Genomic DNA, 17,325 nt, shown 5'->3' with positions numbered 1-17,325 from the left:
CTGAAATCATAAGAAATATCTTATTGAAATTATTCAGTCTTGGTCGGCAGGGATTGAGTCTTGGCAAAGCGGATTGCTGCATCCAAGGGTTGAGAGTGTTCCCTTAATGTTCTATTTTGGCTTGCTGCCGGTCATCGGCTCACATCTGACATCCGCCCATGCTCCCGCGAAGTTGGAATCCCGCCATCGCCAAAAATGAAATAGCCCGGTGCATCGAGCCGGCCTTCTTGGGTTCTACACGCATTTTGAAGTAACCGAGGTTTTCGCCTCGCTGCCTGACCATGCTCAGCCCATCAACATCTTCACGATCCTGGTCGCTGAAGAGAGACTAACGGATGCTCAGGAGCAGCCTAGATATCTGAATCCTGAACGCATTGTACTGCGATCGCTCAAGGGATGGTCATTTGGAATTAAGCGTTATCTGAAACCGATTGCCGAGCTGGTCCCTTCCCTTGACGATCTTTGCTCGAGCGGCATCTGGCACGCTTCCGGACATTCACTAAGCGTCGCCAAGCTGGTCTCTATTCCAGCGCAATTCGTTCCGGCCGAAAACGCCGGCAGTGTCCCTATCAATCGAGTCCTCAAGAACAATTTCTGGTCCGGTTCGCATATCTTCGAATGGGTCGACACGACCAAAACCAGACTAAAGGCATTGTTCGACGATCCGCCCGCCCTACAGGAGCTATCCGAGGCAGTGCGCAAATATGTGCCCATTGGACTGGCTGGCCTGTCGGATCGCGTCGGCAACATCTTGGTGCAATTGCCAGTTACCGTCCTCAAATCGAAGTTTGGAGAGATGCGCGAGACGGGCGAATTGACCGTCGATATCGCCTGGCATCCAAAGGCGCCACCGCGGACGCTGCGCGTGCTTTGCGAGACGGAGGATGACGGCGCGATATCAGGCTTCAATTCCCGAAATCTTGATCAGCCGCAAATACTGTTGCCTATGCAAGACGGAGAGGGACTCCGCCGCGCGGTTTTGTGGGACGAACCAAACGGCCTTTTGCTGGCGGCAAGCGGAGAAATGAGTTTCATCCGCTCTATCGAACTTGCCATGCAGATCGTGGGAGGCGAGCCGCGCGTCTTTTCTGTCCCGAACGCTACGGGCGGCTTTGACAACTATCGCGTTGGCGTGAGTCCGCGACCGGTCAAGAACATCGTGGGCGATGCGTCTTCCAATCCCGTTCGCGAGTGGCGACAGTCCCGCATATATCGCGAGGAGGCAAGCCGATTGCGGCAAAGCCGCGCTTTCAAGCAGTATCTTCCGCAGTCAGGTCAGCAACAGGCGTTGCACGAAGAGGCCATCGAGGATGTGAGATTTCTTATTCGCCAAAATGGACAGGACGCTACGTGGCTTTGGGACCCTTACCTCAGCGCCGACGATATCATCAGGACTCTGTTCCACTGTCCCTACGCCGACGCAGATTTGCGCGCGCTCTCCGATGCACAGGGATTCGAGGCTGAGCAGTCCTCAACGTCGACGTCAAAGACAAGGTTCATTGAGCAGCAACGCGCTTTCTTCACCGGAATAAAGTCAAACTGGAGCAGCCTTCGCCTGGAATTCCGCGCGCGGATTGGTATGGCGGGTTGGTCTTTTCATGATCGGTTTCTCTTGTTCCCGGTGACCCGCACCGGAGCCCAGGTATGGTCCCTTGGAACGTCCGTTAACGGGCTCGGTAAGCAACATCACATCCTCCAGAGAGTCGAAGATGGCCAGTTGATCTGCGATGCGTTCGAAGATCTCTGGCGTCAGCTTGATCAGCCCGAACATCTCGTATGGAAAAAGCCGTGAACAATTCCGGCAATGAGCTTCTTGCCCAAGCGCTCGGCCTCGCCGCGAAGGACGGAGAAGAGCTGACACCCGACAAGCTCGCAACGTTCATCGATGGTTTCGAACAGCCGCTGCGCCTCCTTGAGGACGCTGATCAAGCGGCTCAGCTGTTCCACGCCTTTCATGAACAGTTCAACTTTATCCGGTTGAGTTTTCGACCGCCTTGGCCGCCGGAACAGTCGGTTGACGGTGCTGTCGATCTGACCCGATATGCGTCCCTACTGCGCTGGTTAATCGACGGGATGCGCATATGGGATGCAGCGTCGGATTCGAAGCTTGCACGGCTGACAGCCATGATCGTTGTCGCTCAAACCTGCGATTCCGGGAACGCGCTGTGGAACTTGCTGCCCGATGACATCGGTGCGAACAGCAACCTCGTCAATCAATTGAGCCGCGTTGCCGCATCGATCGATCTCACGATCGTCAGTGCCGGCGGACAACCGCCGCCGATCCGGGAGACCGAAATCGTCGAAGCTTTCTTGAAAGCCGACGCCGAAGGCGACTGGGCCAACATCATCGGTGGCTGGCGTAGATTCCCTCCGATATTTCCAAGCGCCCTCCAAACGCAGACGATGCGCTTCTTGCTTCGCTATGCGAGGCCACAGCTTCTCGCGTGCCTCAACAAAATCCAGAAGACGCCACTCACGTTTATCCTCGCGCAGGTCTTTACACCCGAGCAGTGCCTTCAGTTGGCTTTGGAAAGCGAAAGTCGACGTTTTCAGTTTGCTGCCGTCTACCGCTCTTTCACGGATCAATGGCGATCGCACCGGACGCCAACCTCTAGCGAAACCGCCCTGCTCACAGACCTCCTCATCGAGGTATCGAAGGACCCGTCGTGTTGGGACGGATGGATGCTCGCGCTGGCGCAGCAGCCTGAATTACAGGAGGCTCTCGGCAGAGCTTTGATCCACGTGCCGGATGCCGCCCTCAAAGCGTATGTCGACGCAATTCGTTTGTGGAGCAGATCGGTGCAGCCGAATCCGATGCGCCAGTCCATCACCAATTGCCTCAGAGCGTTTTGTGCCGGAGCCTCGCTCGAGCGGCGATCTGTTCTCTGGACAATCGCATTTGAGCGTTGGCGTGCTTGGCGGTTCAGCGACAATGGCTCGCGCACCGCGATACAGCGGTCGGATCTCGACTATGCGGTCGTCGGGTATGTATTGGAATGCATGACCCAGGATGCGCGGGATCAGGCGGCTACGTCGATATTTCAGCGGATCTCCGTTCTTGAAGATCAATGGCACGAAGGCATTTCAGACATCGTTCATGAATATTATCGTCTGCTGTCCGAACTCCAGCCCTATGCGCATGCATCGCAGGTGGCCCGGAGTGGCGGCGACTGGCTGCCGCAGGCGACACTGTATGTGCCCGACGGCTTACAGAGCTCCTACCTTACGCTTATGTATGGACCGGCGCAGCCGACCTAAAGCGCAAGCTCGGTCAATACATGAAACAACAATCCGTGCGAGTTCATGAGCAAGTCAAATCCCATTTTAACGCCGTCCTTCGTCTTGCCCGCAACGGCATGCTGTGAGACGCTAAAGCGGAGACGAGAATCGCGATGCGGCAGGGAAAGGAATGACTGCTAAGCGCAAGGGAGACATACTGGAAGATCTCGTCGCGATGATGCACGAGATGCCGGGAGTTGTCGTCGAGAAGCGGAAGAAGCTGCCTGTCTTGAACAGCAAAACAAAACGTCGCCGCGAAATCGATGTTCTGATCACAGCCAATGTGGCGGGGTATCCGGTGCGCTTCGGTTTCGGCTGTAAGAACGAGGCCAAAGCGCTCGGCACTGCGGCTGTAGATGGCTTGATTCGCATTCTTGAGGAAGTCGGCATCCCCGTGCAGCAAGGGATACTTGTCAGCGCCAACGGATATACGACCGACGCGCAAGATGCAGCGAAGTCGCGCGGCATCAGGACGCTTGTCTTCGAAGGTCTCAGTGCGGACCGTCTCAAGCAAGAGATCAGCGCGGCGATGCAGTCCATGGTCTTCTTGCTGATAACGCAAACCTCGCTCAGCGTGTTCCCCTACGTCGAAGGGGGATTCGACGACAATCCGCAGTTCATCAATGCAGCCTTGGACCTGACGGATGAGCCTTCCGGCCTGCAATTGCTTTCGTGCATGGCCTGGCTTTGGATGAAAGGCGCAATTCCCTCGATCATTGGCGAGCACATCATCAGTCTGAAGCCGGAGCGGGAGGAAGCGATGTGGCATGTCATGGCCACGACAACCGTGACCGGTTTGATTGCGTCCATACCGGGCACGTTCAGTCAGAGCGTTCTGCGAAATGTGGAGGCCGGGCAAGTCGAGCGCCTGCACATTGCGGCGAAGTTCGACGAGATCAAGGGGCCGCTTACCCTGGAGCCGGTGACTTCTGAGGAAGCCTTGTCGGCCATCGCCCACAAGGAGCTGATGTCGCTGGTGACGCGGGTTCGCGTCCCGCGGCTGGTGACCGACTTTGGCTACTGGCCACTCTCCGAGGAGGCGATGCAGAAAGCCAAGGCCCTGTTCGACGTGGGCAAGCCGGTAACCTTCGAAGACATTGAGACTTCAAATCTTGCCGATGCTTGGCGGTTCGGGGAGCGTCGCAAATGAACATTTTCGGCGCCATGCGACATCATATTCAATACTTCTCAAACTTGGCTGGCAAATTCCCCAAGCACCGAGCGAGCCGTGCGCAGCGCCTTAAGGGCTAGTGGGTTCGCTATCTCCTTCAGCAAAATCTCTTCTCGAGAGAGTTGAATGGCGAGACGCAGAAGAACAGCCATCGCCTCGCGAACAAGGTCAAGCGTGGGTCCGTCGGCCCAGAAGTCACCAAACTCGCGCTTGCGTGTCTCGCCATGCCATCTGGGGTTCCTCGCATACACCAGCGTACCACCGCGCGGCAGGGCCACGCCGTGCGCGATGTTGTGTCTGATCGTGAAGCCGTCACGTGCTGACTTGCACCACCCTTCAAGCAGTGTCTTTTCATCCCCCGGTGCAAGGTCGGCTGCAAAACGTTCAAGCATTGAAATCAAATCGGTGATCACCCGTGCATCTGTCTCGGGTTTGACGCCCTTCGGATCGATACGCCGGAGCCGCCACAGCGCGCGCTCCAAATAATACTCGATGCTGCCAGCAAAGGTGATGATGGCGGCGAGCTTCGGGCCGATCGACGCACTTAGGCCGAGTTGTTGCTGAATGAAGTCCGCCCTGCCGTATTCCTTCATTGCATCTAGCATAGACAAGCGATCCCATTCAGGAAATTGCGTGATGTCATGCGATCATCCGCACGACGCAAACGCTTCTTTATTACAACTGCTTTATAACTGCGTGCCATTCCGGTTCCGTACATCTTCGAAATGTTGTAGCTCACGCTCGTGCATCCGGATGATCTCCTCGACGGCCTCGATCCGTTTCGCATCACTCTTGCTGAGTCCTGCAAGCATATCCTTCCAGCCCGCAAGATTGCCGCCGAGGCGCTTTCGGATACGCGCCGGGTAATCAAGCCGCTCCACGCGAAGGCGTGAGGATAGACGCCCGACACGACATAGGGCCGCCTTTGGCTTCTCTCGTAGACGTCGCGTTGAGCTGCCCAAAGCGCGATCGCCAGCGCGTTGCCCCAATGTGTATCCAGTATTCGCGTGACCACCTCCGAAGCCTCTATCGGAGTCACCGGAAACAACGTTCCAATGTAAGCGCGTGCACCAGCGAAGTTCATGTCCCCGGCCAGCCTGTGCCACGAGACACAAGCGTTGTTGATGATGACCGGTGTCCCCATGCCAGCTATCGAATGCTGGGCGAAGATGAAGTTGCTGTCAGACATCATCATCGCCGACGAGCCAACAACACGGTCGATCGTTTCTCTCTTGGTGTATTTGAATGTGCTGGGACCGCTATCCATCAGGCGATTGAAATCGTGCACGGCTTCGCCGACATACAACTTGGCCTTCGCGGTTCGATCGGTCCAATCAACACTGTCGAGAGAGACAAAGCGGAAAAAGTGGCCGACCTTCAGTATTTCGGGATCGTCCGTTCGCTGAAAGCCGACGGCCAGGTCCACCACTGTGCGGTTTAGTCCCTCGGAATCCGTATACTCGTAAGTCTGCCGATAGCCCGAGCTATCGCCACAATGCGTCGCGAAAATCAGAAGATCATAGGGGAAGTGCTCCACCATTTCGGAGACGTGCCGCACATTGGCGCCGCGGTCTTCGTAAACGCGGATGAAGGCACGTCGGGGCTCCAGGAGATCGACGGCGGACTTAATCTCCGGCGCCGGCGTCGTGCCGGGATCGACCAGCATCACGACGCCAGTGCCCGGCTGTAACTGCTGCTCCGCCGCGAACCCGTTGACAACGGCAGAGCCCAAATCCGGATACTTGAACAGATGCGTCGAGGGGTATTCAGGATAAGCGAAGCCGTACGGCAGGCTGCCGACGAAGGTTATTGAACCGTATTCGGGCACTGGTATCGAGCCACAAAGATTGAGGAGCTCCTGCGTCAGGCCTGCTTGGGCTTCCTGGGGCGTAAGGCCGGGCCGATCATTGAGTGAGTAGAAGGCCTCGAGAATTTCATGGGCCCGGTCTCTGTCCACTTCCGGGATCAGGAATAATCCGGCGTCCAGGGCGTAAGCGTAGTTCGCCGATGACTTCGGAGATCTCCTCGCCCTGCTCGCATACAACGATGTGACCGCTTTTAGACGGTATCCACTCGTAAGGTAACTGTTTGTCTTCGAACACGATTTCCTGCCCGCCGCGGAGGGCTTTCAGCAGGCCGATACCAATACGGTCGCGACCCAGGTCAGAATGTCGCGACCACCCGTTCTTGGAATTGCCGAAGCGATATCATCCGAGGATGAAATACGAATGCAGGGAACCTGCCTGCGCGCAGTCAACGATTGGCTGAGCGCCTGGACGGCGCTTTCTGGCAAACCCGCCATGAACGCGGTCTTCGTGCGCGTTCGCCCCATGGCATTGTGCCGCCGCTGCACTTCAAGCTTGCGATCCGGACGTTGCATGCGAGGACCATCGCAAACTGCCACATAATGGCCCGGCATAGCGAGCAACGAAGAGAGCTGCGCCGCAAGCCTGGCGTCGTCTGCGAAAATGAAGCTGGCGGCGAACGGTGGGCTGTTCACGGGTCGCTCATTGCGTTCGCCCCTCGGTTTTGGGCGGGCCTTGGCATTCGGTCATTCTAGGAGAAGTTGCACACCGCCTGCACCATATTGTAGCGATCCAATTGAGCCAATCAACCGACTGAAGTGAGTTCGACGATTGCGAGTTCGACGGCCACTACCGAAGATTCCCACCCAGTACCAAACATTCCACTTCCTCGCGCCGCGCGAGCAGACTATTGCTTGGCACGTCGCGACTGGCGCGCGACCAAGGTCATGCGCATGAATCGAAACCGATCAATCACGAGGGGGCTGTCCGAAGAGGAGCACTATCTCTGCGGTCTTATGGAGATAGGCGAGGCTGTTCTTTGTATTGTCGCGCTAGCCATTCCCTACGATCCGAAGCGTCCTGGAGATGCGAAAGAACGGGATGATCGGCGCTTCGCCCTACGCGTGACAAACGAACTGATGAAGAGGCTCCGTGCGACAGCCATGGCGCCGACTTGCTGGTCGAGGAAGGCTTGCCTCTCTGGAAATACGACCCGCTCACCGCGACGCTGGCCGACGAGGACGACCCTTCGGATTGATGCAAGGAAGACACGCGGGAGCCGGTCACGGCAACGGAGAGCCCTGTCCGCGACAGGTTGCCAAACATTCCCAACCGTTTCGCCCCGATTCCCAATCCTTTCGATCCGGGATCGCGTCCGTTTTCGCTACACCTGAATCTCCTTCACCCACACACAGGAGATCCACATGAAAGTCATCACCATCGGAAAAAAACTGGTGCCCGTCGAGCAGGCCGCGTTCGTCGAGCCCCTCGATCCATCAGCCAATCCGGAGTTCAAGCCCGAGAAGGACTACAAGGGACGTATCGTCATGCTCAATCGGGACATCGTTCTTACCGAACAGACGCCGCAGGAGTTTGCGACGGAACACGAGCTTCACCTGTTCACCGAGGATAGTGTTGCCGTCAATCGGGCCATCGTGTTCAGGATCGAGACCTTCGAGCCGACCGAGAGCTTCAACCCAGCGAAGCCCTACAAGACACGGCTCAAATGGCGGGAGCTGACCGGCGGGGAGCAGAGCAAGCTTCTTCTGACTGAGGCCGAAACCGTCATCGCCGAACTCCTCGACGCGAAGGTAGAACTGGCCAAGGCACCGAAAAGGACCGCGCGCCGCCCGGCGCGTGGCCGCAGCGGATCGCGACGCATGGAAGCGTCCCGCAGCTAAGCTTGCCTGTCAGGACAAGTAGATGATTGGCCCCTGTCGGGTAAAACCCCGGCAGGGGTTTCTTGTTGATCAACGCTTATCCTCGTTAGGACTCCGGATCCGGTGCCATAATGCCGTACCAGTCGGCACTCCAATCGCCGACTTTGATGGGAAGCGACGCAACACTGAAGTCTTGGCCGACTTTCGGCAGATAGTCGCGTTGGCGCAGCCAGTCCATGATGAACGGCAAGCCTTTCTCCTTCAGCTCGCCCATCAGGTGCCAGACCTTCACAATAGGAATGGCCGGGTCCTGGACATCCCCCATGCCAATCCAGTTCACCGAGCCGACAGCGCTCAGAAAGTCATAACTTGCATCGATGCGGAAGAGTTGTTCCAGGCGCGGATCGTGTGTTCGAAAGAGGTCGTTGAGATGCTTTGCCTGCTCAACACCCTTCTTGAGGTCCTTCGTACGATCGCCAATCTCCCTGATCTCGGCCGGCTCAATGAACCATTTCAGCTCAAGGCAGAGACAGCAGCGGTTCCGTCGATCAATAATGGCGCAGTCGACGTCGGTGCTCTGAAGCCTTCCGCTGATAACCTCGAACCCTGTGTCGGTCAGAAAATCTCGGATCTCGCCAACAAGCGCATCTTCCTTCATATCGACCAGGCGCGAGTAGTGATCACGTTCCTCCTTGATCTGATTGAGGAGCGTGCAAAGGTTGCGCTCGACATTCAGATTGAGAAAAACGAACGGCGCGAGCGCGATCTGGTTGTTGCCGAGATCGATAAGCGGTTGCGTCGCAATATCGGGATTGAGTATGCCGCTCGATCCGAAAGTGACGAGATCGAGAATAGCATTCAGGGACTTGTGCGAAACGCCGGTGTATTCGGCAAGCTGGCTGGTCAGGTCATCTCTTTCCAGAAGCCAGACTGAAGATGGATAGCCCAAGCCCTTCATGCGGCCGTTCGCCACCATGGTACGAACCAAGTACCAGCCGTGCATCATGGATTGCAGCGTCACCATGACGGTCCGGAATTCCTTGAGTGAGAAGTTCAAGAAGCGCCAATGGTCGGGGAGGGTGAAACGGCGCGATGTGGGTTCGCGGTGGAAATCGACCAGGCGCGACACAACCTCCCGATCGAACTTGAGCCGAAACCAGGTTTCCTTCAGTTTCGTCCGATCCCGCAAAAGCTTGAAGAGCTCGGCAGGTGGCTGTTCGAGAACCGGATCGTCCCGTCCTTCCTTGCGGATCAGGCGATTGTAGGCTTCGTAAGTCTTGTCGTCTTCGTGCGCGGGCTCGATCAGAAGGCGCTTGCCCTCGACCGACAGCTTCAACTTCTTGCGGTGCCAGAGAGGAAAGATCGTACAGAATTGATCGTAATTTTCGGCCTGCTTTAACCACTGCCACGCATGGCCGTAGTCGTCCGAAACGTAGGAGCGACGAACGGGGCGGCGGCTGTCCTTCCACCGCCGCATGCAAGCCCGCAAGGGATGCGTCAAGGAATTGAGCAGCCGGTCGGAGACCATATGCATCTCCTCATGCGGGCGCTCGGTATGCATCTTGAGGAAGATGTCCTCGTTTACGGCGAGAATCGTCCACATGGCCTGATTGGATGGAAGAGCAAGCAGCGACGAAGATGCAAAAGCCTCGTCAATGGCCCTTTCGGCCTCGATCGTCGCCTGGTCAACCGGCATGCATTCGAACCAATTTGTCCCGAGAGTGCTGCGAAACGATCCTGAAGACCCCGCGTCTCGATAGCCTGGTTTAGCCTATTGGCCTATGCAAATTCCTGAGCTGCGCCTAGCTTCGGCTCATAGCGAAACGAACTTTGGGGCCGGTGATGAACAATCTAGGCGATTTGCTGGCTTCGGCGACGGCCGACATTGGCCACGAATATTTCCAATTGCCGATACACGGCGGCGGCCCCGTCTATCGCGAGCGCGTTTACTGTTACGAGCTTTACCACCAGATGCGGCGGCGATGGCCTGACGATGGGCCCTTTCGCCTGAACGGTGAGGTCGACAAGGCGGCGCATCCCGTCCTGTCCAGACTGGATGCAAGCTATGCCAAGCCGGACCTGGTGGTTCATGGTCCAGGCGACATGGGACGCAACCATGCGATCATTGAGGTCAAGTCGCGGATGGCCGACGCGGAGGGGGTCGCAAAGGATATTCGGACCCTTTCCCTGTTTCGCCGAAGGGTGGGTTACGAGCGGGCCATTTACCTGATTTACGGTCACGGAAGTCTCGATCGGTTCTTCCAACGGATCAATCGGCTGGCGGCCGAAGTCGCAGAACTCCCGGCTATTGAAGTATGGGCGCACCAGGCACAAGGCAGCCCCGCAAGGCATCTCTTCGACCTGTATCGCCCGTGATCCACGACTTCAAGGCGACCAGAATTGGTCCGCACATCCTGCTCGGTGAGGACGTGTCGTGCCTCGAGCTTCAGACGTCTCTTTCTGAGGCGATGAATGTCTTGATTTCATCCGTCATGCGAAACCATTCGCGATTGTAGCGCGCCGCCTCGAACCGCGTGTGAAGCTCGCCTTCAAGTGTCCGTGTGCCTGGGATCGTCAAATGAACCGTAGGCTCGACATGTGAAGCCGTCCGCAGGGATTTCAATCGGTGCTCAAGGCGGGTCGTAAATCCTATCTTTACGAATTCAAGATTGTCGGTGCTGATCAAATAGACCAACGGTTCGGAGGATCTCACCTTGGGGCTGTAAATTTCGTTGATGATACGGCGACATTGGCGAGGCACATCCTCATCGAAGCAATCCGTTCGAGATGGCGGCTCCTTCGGGTACCCAAACTCCACGCGCGCCGCCACCGTAGCCTGGTGAGCCGTCGCCTGGCCCGGATCGATCGCACGATTTGTGTACAGCTCTCGCAGTGACTTGACCGTTGATACGACATCATCGATCGAGTCGATGGCCCGCTGCTTCAAGAGTCTATCGTCAAATATCTCGGTGCCGTCACCGCCTTCGGATTGTTCCGAAAGCTCCAGGTCCATTTCGCTTGGATCAAAGCGACCGAATAGCCATCGGCGCGCTGTTTCCTTCTTTGCCTTCGCGAGCAGTCTTTTTGCTGCTGCCCGTGGCACATGGCGCAGATCATCGTTGTCGCAGAGGATGATCCAGTCTTCCGGCAAGCCCCAAGGGGCGCCGAGGTGCTCCAAGACGTTAGCCAATGCGTAAACGGCCTCTGCACTTTCGGCCATAACCCACTCCGTCCATCGAGGCGTGAAATCGTTCCGAATGTCAGTGAATCACTCTAAGATATGCCAATTCTGGCCGCTCGACGATCTGCGCGCATCCTGTTTGCTGGGGACAACATCAGGTGGATTGCAGGGATGTGCAACTAATGGTGCAAACCCCTGCTCACCATCACGCGCCGGATGTTGTCGAGGCTGGTCAGGGCGTTCACGCGCTCGGCCGTGCCGCGTTCGAAGCTTGAGAGAGTGCCCTCAATCCTGCCGGCGAGATCGCAAAGTTCATCTCGTGTGAGCTGCATGAGTTCGTTGACCGTCGGCCACGCGCTTACCCTCTCGCAAAATGCATTGCCAACATAGATGGCTTCGCCCCGCGCCGTATCAAACCACGTAGCATCGGCTGCCACGATGCGGCGCGCGGGGTGACATACCGGCGCGCTTCGTGTAGGTAAAGTCCATCAAACGTTGTAGTTGCGATCTCGTGAGGTCCTTCTCGAGTCTGTTGATTGCCGGATATTTGTGGATATGCCTCAAAAGATAATGCTGTGCCGGCTTGTTTGGGCCGAAGAATACAAATCGAAAAAGGAGAAGATCTTCGCGGGCAATATGAGCTACCCGGCGACGCACGAGTTCGCCGTTGAGCAGCTCAATTTTGCCGATGAGAAAGGCTCGGTGTTCGGCTTCGTCGAGAACCGAGGCCAAAACGTCAAGCTTGAAAATCTGGGAGCCAACCCGGCTGATGAATCCATAGATGGAGTCACCATCGTATTCTGCGCCGTGGATAAGCTCAGTATGAATCTGAGAGTCGTTGGCTGGTACGAGAACGCGATCGTCTTTCGCGAGCTGCAACCAGCGAAGAAGGGCTCAATTCGCGGCGATTGGGAATACTACTTTCAGGCCTCGTCCGTCGATGCTCATCTCGTTCCGGCCACGGAGCGCGATCTCGAGGTACCGAGAAAGACCCGGCGGATCGATCGAGGGTTCATCGGTCAGCGCAACATCTTCTATCCGGCAGGCAATCCGAACTATGAACGGTTTCTACAGAACTTCGATCTAGTCCGAAGGGGCGCACAGCCCAACGGGACCGGCGAGACGGATCAGACGGCGTTCCAGGAGGGCCAGCGTGCATCGCGTGAAGCGTCGTACTTCGCCCGCAATGCAGGGTTGGTGAAGGCGGCAAAGCATCATCACGGAACCACCTGCCAAGGATGCGGTTTCAATTTCGCAGATGTCTACGGAGATATCGGCGAGGACTACGTCGAGGTCCATCACAAACGCCCGATCGCCGGCGGCGAGGTCCGCGTTTCGACGGTCCATGACGTTGACGTTCTCTGCGCCAATTGCCACCGCATGGTTCATCGGCGCGAAATCCCGCTAACCCTCAAGGAGCTGAGGGCTCTGATTGCCAGTCAACGTGCTCGTCGCAAGCGCGCATAGAGAACGTTGTGAGCCGGGTGTCCGATGGGAAATCCGATGGCCCACTAAACCAGATAGAAGGCGTCCTGCGAGTGGGCCAAATGCAGTTCAGGCGCCTGCGGCTCTTCGACAAAGCTCGGATGCAGCGCCTGGGTATTGAACACGAACTGCTCGTGAATGCCCGCAAATCGATGGCAGTGTTGTCGTCAATCGCATGCTGGCTTCGCCGTCGTTATGCTCACGCGGCACGGGTGCCATTTCAGCTACGCGTACGCCAGGACCAACTCTGCATGAGACAAATGGCTTTGGTCGACGCTATCGCGGCCGTCGACGTGCTCAGGTTGGCGCTCGCGCGATCGTTCTTGCGAGCCATTCTGCTCAATTCCCTCGTTCGGGAATAGCGAAATTCGTCGTCAACGTTTGCCCCCTCGATACCAGCAAAAATACCAGCAAACAGCGCATCGGGATCATCTTTTGGTGGCCTTACTCGAAAGCCGACATTTTCAAACTTACCGCCTCGCTCAACACGAAAGTCGCCCACATCGCTCCAAAGATATCGCTCACGACGGTAACCCGCGAACTCAAAGCCAGTTTCATCCAGCCGCAGCGAGCCCGATCTAAGCTGAATTACCGCGCGCCTCAGGACGGCTAGAGATAAAGCGGCGATCGAAAACATCACCACCGCTACCGCAACATTCGGTTGAGGGTGGCCCGTGCTGAATCATTGATCCCTCTGCGTCGCAACAGTCGCCTTTTTTCAACAGAATCGGGCAAACTCGGAAGTGCCGCGTTGGCTATCGATAGTCCGGTGCCGGGGGTGAAGCGGACGTCACGATTGCGCGTACCGGCTTCCGAGTTTGACCAACACAGACATTATTACGAATTGAGAGCTTCCCTAAGCTCTCGCTGTCAGCCCGAAGGGCCCCTTGGCGACCTCCTAGCTAGCGCTTGCGCATGCGAGCTTTTGCCGACGATCCACGGAAACGATACGACGAACGTACTCCCTTGGGAGCCACCCTTTTCGTGAACGCGCTCGCAATGGTGTTGAACGATGAATACCATTTCAGATTTCGCTTGGACCCAAGACTACGATTCTTACGTTGATGATCACAATGTTTCTGTTGTCCACGAAAATAAGATTTGTTGCTCCGAGGTTCAGGTGTTTTAGTGTGACACGGCGATCGTTGAACGCATGAACATCGACGATATTCGGATCGCCGATCAGCACCGTTTTGTAAGGACTTTCAAGCGCAAGTACCGTCGGAGTGCCCAGCCTCAGAGTGATCGTTTGATTCGCGGCTAAAGCGACCGAGACCGTGGTTAGGAACAAGACCAGTACGATAACGCAAGTTCGCACGCCAAGCACTGCAGCGACCATGATGTCTCCGGCGTGCTTGAGCCAAGTTTTTCAGGTGCCCTTCTTACTTCGCGTAGTTCAATGACTATTCCGGATAGAAGCCTGAAGCGACCAGGCCCGGAGTGCCATCGATTGTTACCTTTTTCACGAAGGTCCACTTCTGCGAAGGCTCTGTCTGTCCCGGCTTCGGAAACATGTAGTCGACCCACCCTGATCCTTTTGTTTCAGCTGCGCTCATAATTTCATTATGAAATAGCTTGCCCTTTGCATCCTTTTGACCACTCACGTTAGTTCCTTCACGCTTCGGAAAAGCCGGATTGAGCAATACGTTCGCATTCATATCGTAGACAAAGAGATACGTGTCACCGTGGAACCAGTCGCCGTCTTTCCTTCTGAAATCCTCGAAAGCTGCCTTACCGTTATTATCAATGAGTGCCGCAGCTTTGGTGACCAGCGCTACGACTTGTTTTGCCCTTTCTGACGGAGGCGGACCTTGCTGAGAAAATACCGGCGAAGCAGTCGCGATAAATGTCGTAAGCGCGAGACCCACAAATAGTGCATTGGAGTTCATTGGTGACCTCCTTGGGTAGTGCGGCGCCCCTGCTAGGTGACAAAGGGTGGTGGCGGATCGTCGAATGGCGAGTTAATTTTTTGTAATGAATGCTGGAAGTCGCTAAGCACTTGGGTTGGCAACACCTAATTCCTTAGGGGCTCGCTGTCTATCGTTATAGCCATCCGCGTTCGCCGAATGCAGTAAGATCAACTCCCGGCGGGGCATACCATCCGCCCGAGCGATAGCGGGCCCCCAGCTTCAGCGCTATGTCCTTGTTGCCATAAGGAATCCGCAGTGGCGTGCCGGTTGCGGAATTTGCCTGAGCAATCGTCGATGCAGCGGCAGCTGCCTTAGCTTTGCGCTTCCGGGAGGGTTTCTTCGGAGCTATCGATTGGCGGGCAGCCGATCGTGCGGGCGTGTGTGCGGTCTTCCGACTGGGCTTGTGCTGGTTCGTTGAACGGTTCGAGGCAATCCAAGCGGACATAGCGGCGGAGTTAGCTTTGGCCTCGTCGGGAATGACGACGCCTTTCCCCCGCGCGATTTTCTTCGCATACGATAACTGGGCCGGACTGACAGGCTTGTGCTCTCCAGACGTTTCACTAGTTGCTGTCTTGGGCGCGTGTTCACTAAGAAATCTGCGGCAGACCGATATTGACGTCGTGTAGCCGGGCGGGGGCTTGATGCCCTTCTGCCGGCTGATGCTGTCGGCAAAACGTTTCATCGCAGGTGTGGGCGGATAGGTTGCGGAGTTGTTGCCAACTGCAGCACCTAACGAGGGTAGCCCTCCGTTCGCAGCGCCCTCCTTCAGCTTGCCGATGATGCGTTGAGCTACATCGCACACGGCGTCGATCGCGCCGAGCATCTCCTGCTTGCCGACAACAACATCGTCGAGCAAGCATTCCAATTGTGCAGTTACGCCAGGGTCGACCAGCGCAGGGTCAGCCTGTTTGAGAACGCCGAATAGCGAGAGGCCGGTCTCCGTCGGCAGGATGTGCTTCCCCTGGGTCATCAGAAAGCTCTGCTTCTTGAGCCCACTGATGATCTCGGCTCGGGTCGCCGGTGTGCCGATACCCTTGGCTTCCTTCAGGCGTTGCCGAAGGGCTTCGTCGTCGACGAAGCGCCAAGCATTTTGCATCGCATCGATGAGAGTGCCTTCGTTGTAGCGCGGCGGCGGCCGAGTTTCCTTGTCTTCAATTTTGGAATCCTGCAGTTGTGCGGTCTCACCGTTGCGCAGCGCCGGAAGCAATTGTGCTTCATCGCCCTTTTCGTCGACGGGCCGCCAGTCCGGGAATGCTGCGCGCCAGCCGAGATCGATGGGCTGGCGGCCGGAGGCGCGGAACTCGAAGCCATGCACGTCGAGAGTTGCGGTTGTCTGCCGATAGCGGAAGTCGGGCATCAGCGCTGCCTGATAGGCCCGCGCGACGACGTCGAACAGTTTCTTCTCATCGGACGACAGACGAGGCCAGATCTCGCGCAGCTTATCGATCGTGTTGACATTGGGAATGACGGCGTGATGGCTCGCGCCCTCCAGTCCCTTATCGTAGAAACTGCCGCTTGCACCTTTGCGGATCATCGGTGGCTCTGGCAGGGGGATTGCGCTGAACGCTTGGCCTACCTGCAGTCCGATCACGATCTTCGGAACGTCCGCTATCAAGCTCTGCGGCAGGTAGCGTACCTCCGCGCGCGGATAGGTGATGATCTTCTTGTCCTGGCCGTCATAGAGTTCCTGCGCCACCTCGAGCGTCTTGCTGGCCGGCCAGCCAAAGCGAGAGCCGCACAGTTTCTGTAGTGACGGCAAATCGTGCAGCTTGGGTGGCCCATGCCGCTTTTCTTCGACGCGCACGGCAAGCGCGCCCTCGAAGCCCCGAGCTGCATTGACGATATCATGGGCGACCTCGCGCCGGACAATCCGCTCCTGCGGAGCGTGGCGCATCTGGAATTGCCCTCCGGCAACCTTCGCGGTCGCGACAACCTCAAAATATGAGAGCGGCACGAAGTTTCGGATTTCCAGTTCGCGGGTGCAGACAATCGCCAAGGTCGGCGTCTTCACGCGACCAACCCCAATCACGCGCCGAGCACCTTGCCCCAGGATGACGGTCGCGGTGCGCGTGAGCGACAGGTTGTAGATCTGGTCCGCCTGCCGTCGGGCGACGGCCGCGGCGTAAAGCCTGGCATATTCGGCATTGGATTTTGCCCGCGCGAACGCGTCCCGGATGGTCTGCGCGTCCTGCGCGGTGAATAGCACCCGGAGCACCCGGCCGCGGAAATTGTAATGCTCGAGAATTTCCTGACCGATGAGCTGGCCTTCACGGTCGCAGTCGGTGGCGAGCCAAACCTGCCGGGCGGTGCGTAGGGCCTCTCGGATGGCTTTGAGCTTGGCGGCCTTGTTGCCGCCCTCTGCCGGGCGAGTACCGTAAAGACCCTCCGGCCGCAGGAGGATCGGCGACCAGCGTTTCCATTCTGGCACCACATCTTCCGGTTCAACCAGGTCGAACAAATGACCCTCGGCCGGGAGAACATCACCGTAGCGCGACCCAACGGCAGCCCGGATGTCTTTCGCCTGGCTGGATTTTTCCGTGATGACGACCTGATCAACCACGACGGGCTCGCGAGACATCTACTTCAAGGCGCGGAACATATAGTGAACAAATGT

The 17,325-nt window shown here is 57.0% G+C and carries 16 protein-coding genes; 6 read left to right on the top strand and 10 right to left on the bottom strand.

The features are described 5' to 3' along the window. Positions 1–208: 208 nt before the first annotated feature. From WDM24_RS36205 to WDM24_RS36195, 3 genes are all read left to right on the top strand, one after another. Positions 209–1,792, top strand: coding sequence for a VPA1262 family N-terminal domain-containing protein (locus WDM24_RS36205; protein WP_338829132.1), 1,584 nt, complete (start codon positions 209–211; stop codon positions 1,790–1,792). Continuing rightward, positions 1,777–3,258: a hypothetical protein gene (locus WDM24_RS36200; RefSeq protein WP_338692212.1), complete on the top strand. Its 1,482-nt coding sequence runs from the start codon at positions 1,777–1,779 to the stop codon at positions 3,256–3,258. Before WDM24_RS36205 ends, WDM24_RS36200 begins: the two co-directional genes overlap by 16 nt. Positions 3,259–3,409: 151 nt before the next feature. Further along, positions 3,410–4,429, top strand: coding sequence for a restriction endonuclease (locus tag WDM24_RS36195; RefSeq protein WP_338692211.1), 1,020 nt, complete (start codon positions 3,410–3,412; stop codon positions 4,427–4,429). Positions 4,430–4,467: 38 nt separating this feature from the next. Here the strand turns inward: WDM24_RS36195 and WDM24_RS36190 are convergent, their stop codons facing one another. The 3 genes from WDM24_RS36190 to WDM24_RS36180 all read right to left on the bottom strand — a co-directional run bounded on the left by WDM24_RS36190 (position 4,468) and on the right by WDM24_RS36180 (position 6,950). Then, on the bottom strand, positions 4,468–5,043 hold the full coding sequence (locus tag WDM24_RS36190) for a hypothetical protein (RefSeq protein WP_338692210.1): 576 nt from the start codon (positions 5,041–5,043) through the stop codon (positions 4,468–4,470). Between the two features lie 5 nt (positions 5,044–5,048). Then, positions 5,049–6,407, bottom strand: a complete 1,359-nt coding sequence (locus WDM24_RS36185; RefSeq protein WP_338829131.1) for a hypothetical protein — start codon at positions 6,405–6,407, stop codon at positions 5,049–5,051. Between the two features lie 171 nt (positions 6,408–6,578). Next, complete coding sequence (locus WDM24_RS36180) at positions 6,579–6,950, bottom strand: hypothetical protein (RefSeq protein WP_338829130.1); 372 nt, start codon at positions 6,948–6,950, stop codon at positions 6,579–6,581. 729 nt (positions 6,951–7,679) lie between these two features. On the opposite strand from WDM24_RS36180, the gene WDM24_RS36175 reads away from it, so the two are divergent. Continuing rightward, positions 7,680–8,156, top strand: a complete 477-nt coding sequence (locus WDM24_RS36175) for a hypothetical protein (RefSeq protein ID WP_338692207.1) — start codon at positions 7,680–7,682, stop codon at positions 8,154–8,156. A gap of 85 nt (positions 8,157–8,241) precedes the next feature. Here WDM24_RS36175 and WDM24_RS36170 read toward each other — a convergent pair whose 3' ends face one another. Then, positions 8,242–9,831, bottom strand: a complete 1,590-nt coding sequence (locus tag WDM24_RS36170; RefSeq protein WP_338692206.1) for a hypothetical protein — start codon at positions 9,829–9,831, stop codon at positions 8,242–8,244. Positions 9,832–9,977: 146 nt separating this feature from the next. Here WDM24_RS36170 and WDM24_RS36165 point away from each other — a divergent pair, with 146 nt between their 5' ends. Next, positions 9,978–10,511 carry a methionyl-tRNA formyltransferase-like protein gene (locus WDM24_RS36165; RefSeq protein ID WP_338692205.1) on the top strand — a complete coding sequence of 178 codons (534 nt, stop codon included), beginning with the start codon at positions 9,978–9,980 and terminating at the stop codon, positions 10,509–10,511. 70 nt (positions 10,512–10,581) lie between these two features. Here WDM24_RS36165 and WDM24_RS36160 read toward each other — a convergent pair whose 3' ends face one another. Together WDM24_RS36160 and WDM24_RS36155 are read right to left on the bottom strand one after the other, a co-directional pair. Next, positions 10,582–11,355, bottom strand: coding sequence for a GIY-YIG nuclease family protein (locus tag WDM24_RS36160; protein ID WP_232674512.1), 774 nt, complete (start codon positions 11,353–11,355; stop codon positions 10,582–10,584). A 140-nt stretch (positions 11,356–11,495) separates the two neighbouring features. Beyond that, positions 11,496–11,753, bottom strand: coding sequence for a hypothetical protein (locus WDM24_RS36155; RefSeq protein WP_338692204.1), 258 nt, complete (start codon positions 11,751–11,753; stop codon positions 11,496–11,498). A 118-nt stretch (positions 11,754–11,871) separates the two neighbouring features. Here WDM24_RS36155 and WDM24_RS36150 point away from each other — a divergent pair, with 118 nt between their 5' ends. After that, positions 11,872–12,783 (top strand): HNH endonuclease, encoded by a 912-nt coding sequence (locus tag WDM24_RS36150; RefSeq protein WP_338692203.1) that lies wholly within the window; start codon positions 11,872–11,874, stop codon positions 12,781–12,783. 238 nt (positions 12,784–13,021) lie between these two features. Here the strand turns inward: WDM24_RS36150 and WDM24_RS36145 are convergent, their stop codons facing one another. The 4 genes from WDM24_RS36145 to WDM24_RS36130 form a co-directional block, all read right to left on the bottom strand. After that, a complete protein-coding gene (locus WDM24_RS36145; RefSeq protein ID WP_338692202.1) occupies positions 13,022–13,438 on the bottom strand; it encodes a hypothetical protein in 417 nt (138 codons plus the stop codon). Between the two features lie 387 nt (positions 13,439–13,825). Then, a complete protein-coding gene (locus WDM24_RS36140) occupies positions 13,826–14,140 on the bottom strand; it encodes a pilus assembly protein N-terminal domain-containing protein (protein ID WP_338829129.1) in 315 nt (104 codons plus the stop codon). Between the two features lie 64 nt (positions 14,141–14,204). Further along, on the bottom strand, positions 14,205–14,690 hold the full coding sequence (locus tag WDM24_RS36135; protein ID WP_338692200.1) for a cache domain-containing protein: 486 nt from the start codon (positions 14,688–14,690) through the stop codon (positions 14,205–14,207). Positions 14,691–14,844: 154 nt separating this feature from the next. Then, positions 14,845–17,271: a type IA DNA topoisomerase gene (locus WDM24_RS36130; protein WP_338822066.1), complete on the bottom strand. Its 2,427-nt coding sequence runs from the start codon at positions 17,269–17,271 to the stop codon at positions 14,845–14,847. Positions 17,272–17,325 lie beyond the last annotated feature (54 nt).

The organism is Bradyrhizobium sp. 27S5, from assembly GCF_037217225.1.
Taxonomy (GTDB): domain Bacteria; phylum Pseudomonadota; class Alphaproteobacteria; order Rhizobiales; family Xanthobacteraceae; genus Bradyrhizobium; species Bradyrhizobium septentrionale.
The sequence above is the reverse complement of the archived record's forward strand: the minus strand, read 5'-3'. Positions and strand labels throughout refer to the sequence as shown.

Excerpts from the sequence above, each read along its gene's own strand:
- WDM24_RS36150 (WP_338692203.1), top strand. The coding sequence starts at position 11,872 with ATGCCTCAAAAGATAATGCTGTGCCGGCTTGTTTGGGCCGAAGAATAC.
- WDM24_RS36135 (WP_338692200.1), bottom strand. The coding sequence starts at position 14,690 with ATGAACTCCAATGCACTATTTGTGGGTCTCGCGCTTACGACATTTATC.
- WDM24_RS36140 (WP_338829129.1), bottom strand. The coding sequence starts at position 14,140 with ATGGTCGCTGCAGTGCTTGGCGTGCGAACTTGCGTTATCGTACTGGTC.
- WDM24_RS36190 (WP_338692210.1), bottom strand. The coding sequence starts at position 5,043 with ATGAAGGAATACGGCAGGGCGGACTTCATTCAGCAACAACTCGGCCTA.
- WDM24_RS36160 (WP_232674512.1), bottom strand. The coding sequence starts at position 11,355 with ATGGCCGAAAGTGCAGAGGCCGTTTACGCATTGGCTAACGTCTTGGAG.
- WDM24_RS36195 (WP_338692211.1), top strand. The coding sequence starts at position 3,410 with ATGACTGCTAAGCGCAAGGGAGACATACTGGAAGATCTCGTCGCGATG.
- WDM24_RS36165 (WP_338692205.1), top strand. The coding sequence starts at position 9,978 with ATGAACAATCTAGGCGATTTGCTGGCTTCGGCGACGGCCGACATTGGC.
- WDM24_RS36200 (WP_338692212.1), top strand. The coding sequence starts at position 1,777 with ATGGAAAAAGCCGTGAACAATTCCGGCAATGAGCTTCTTGCCCAAGCG.
- WDM24_RS36175 (WP_338692207.1), top strand. The coding sequence starts at position 7,680 with ATGAAAGTCATCACCATCGGAAAAAAACTGGTGCCCGTCGAGCAGGCC.
- WDM24_RS36170 (WP_338692206.1), bottom strand. The coding sequence starts at position 9,831 with ATGCCGGTTGACCAGGCGACGATCGAGGCCGAAAGGGCCATTGACGAG.
- WDM24_RS36145 (WP_338692202.1), bottom strand. The coding sequence starts at position 13,438 with ATGTTTTCGATCGCCGCTTTATCTCTAGCCGTCCTGAGGCGCGCGGTA.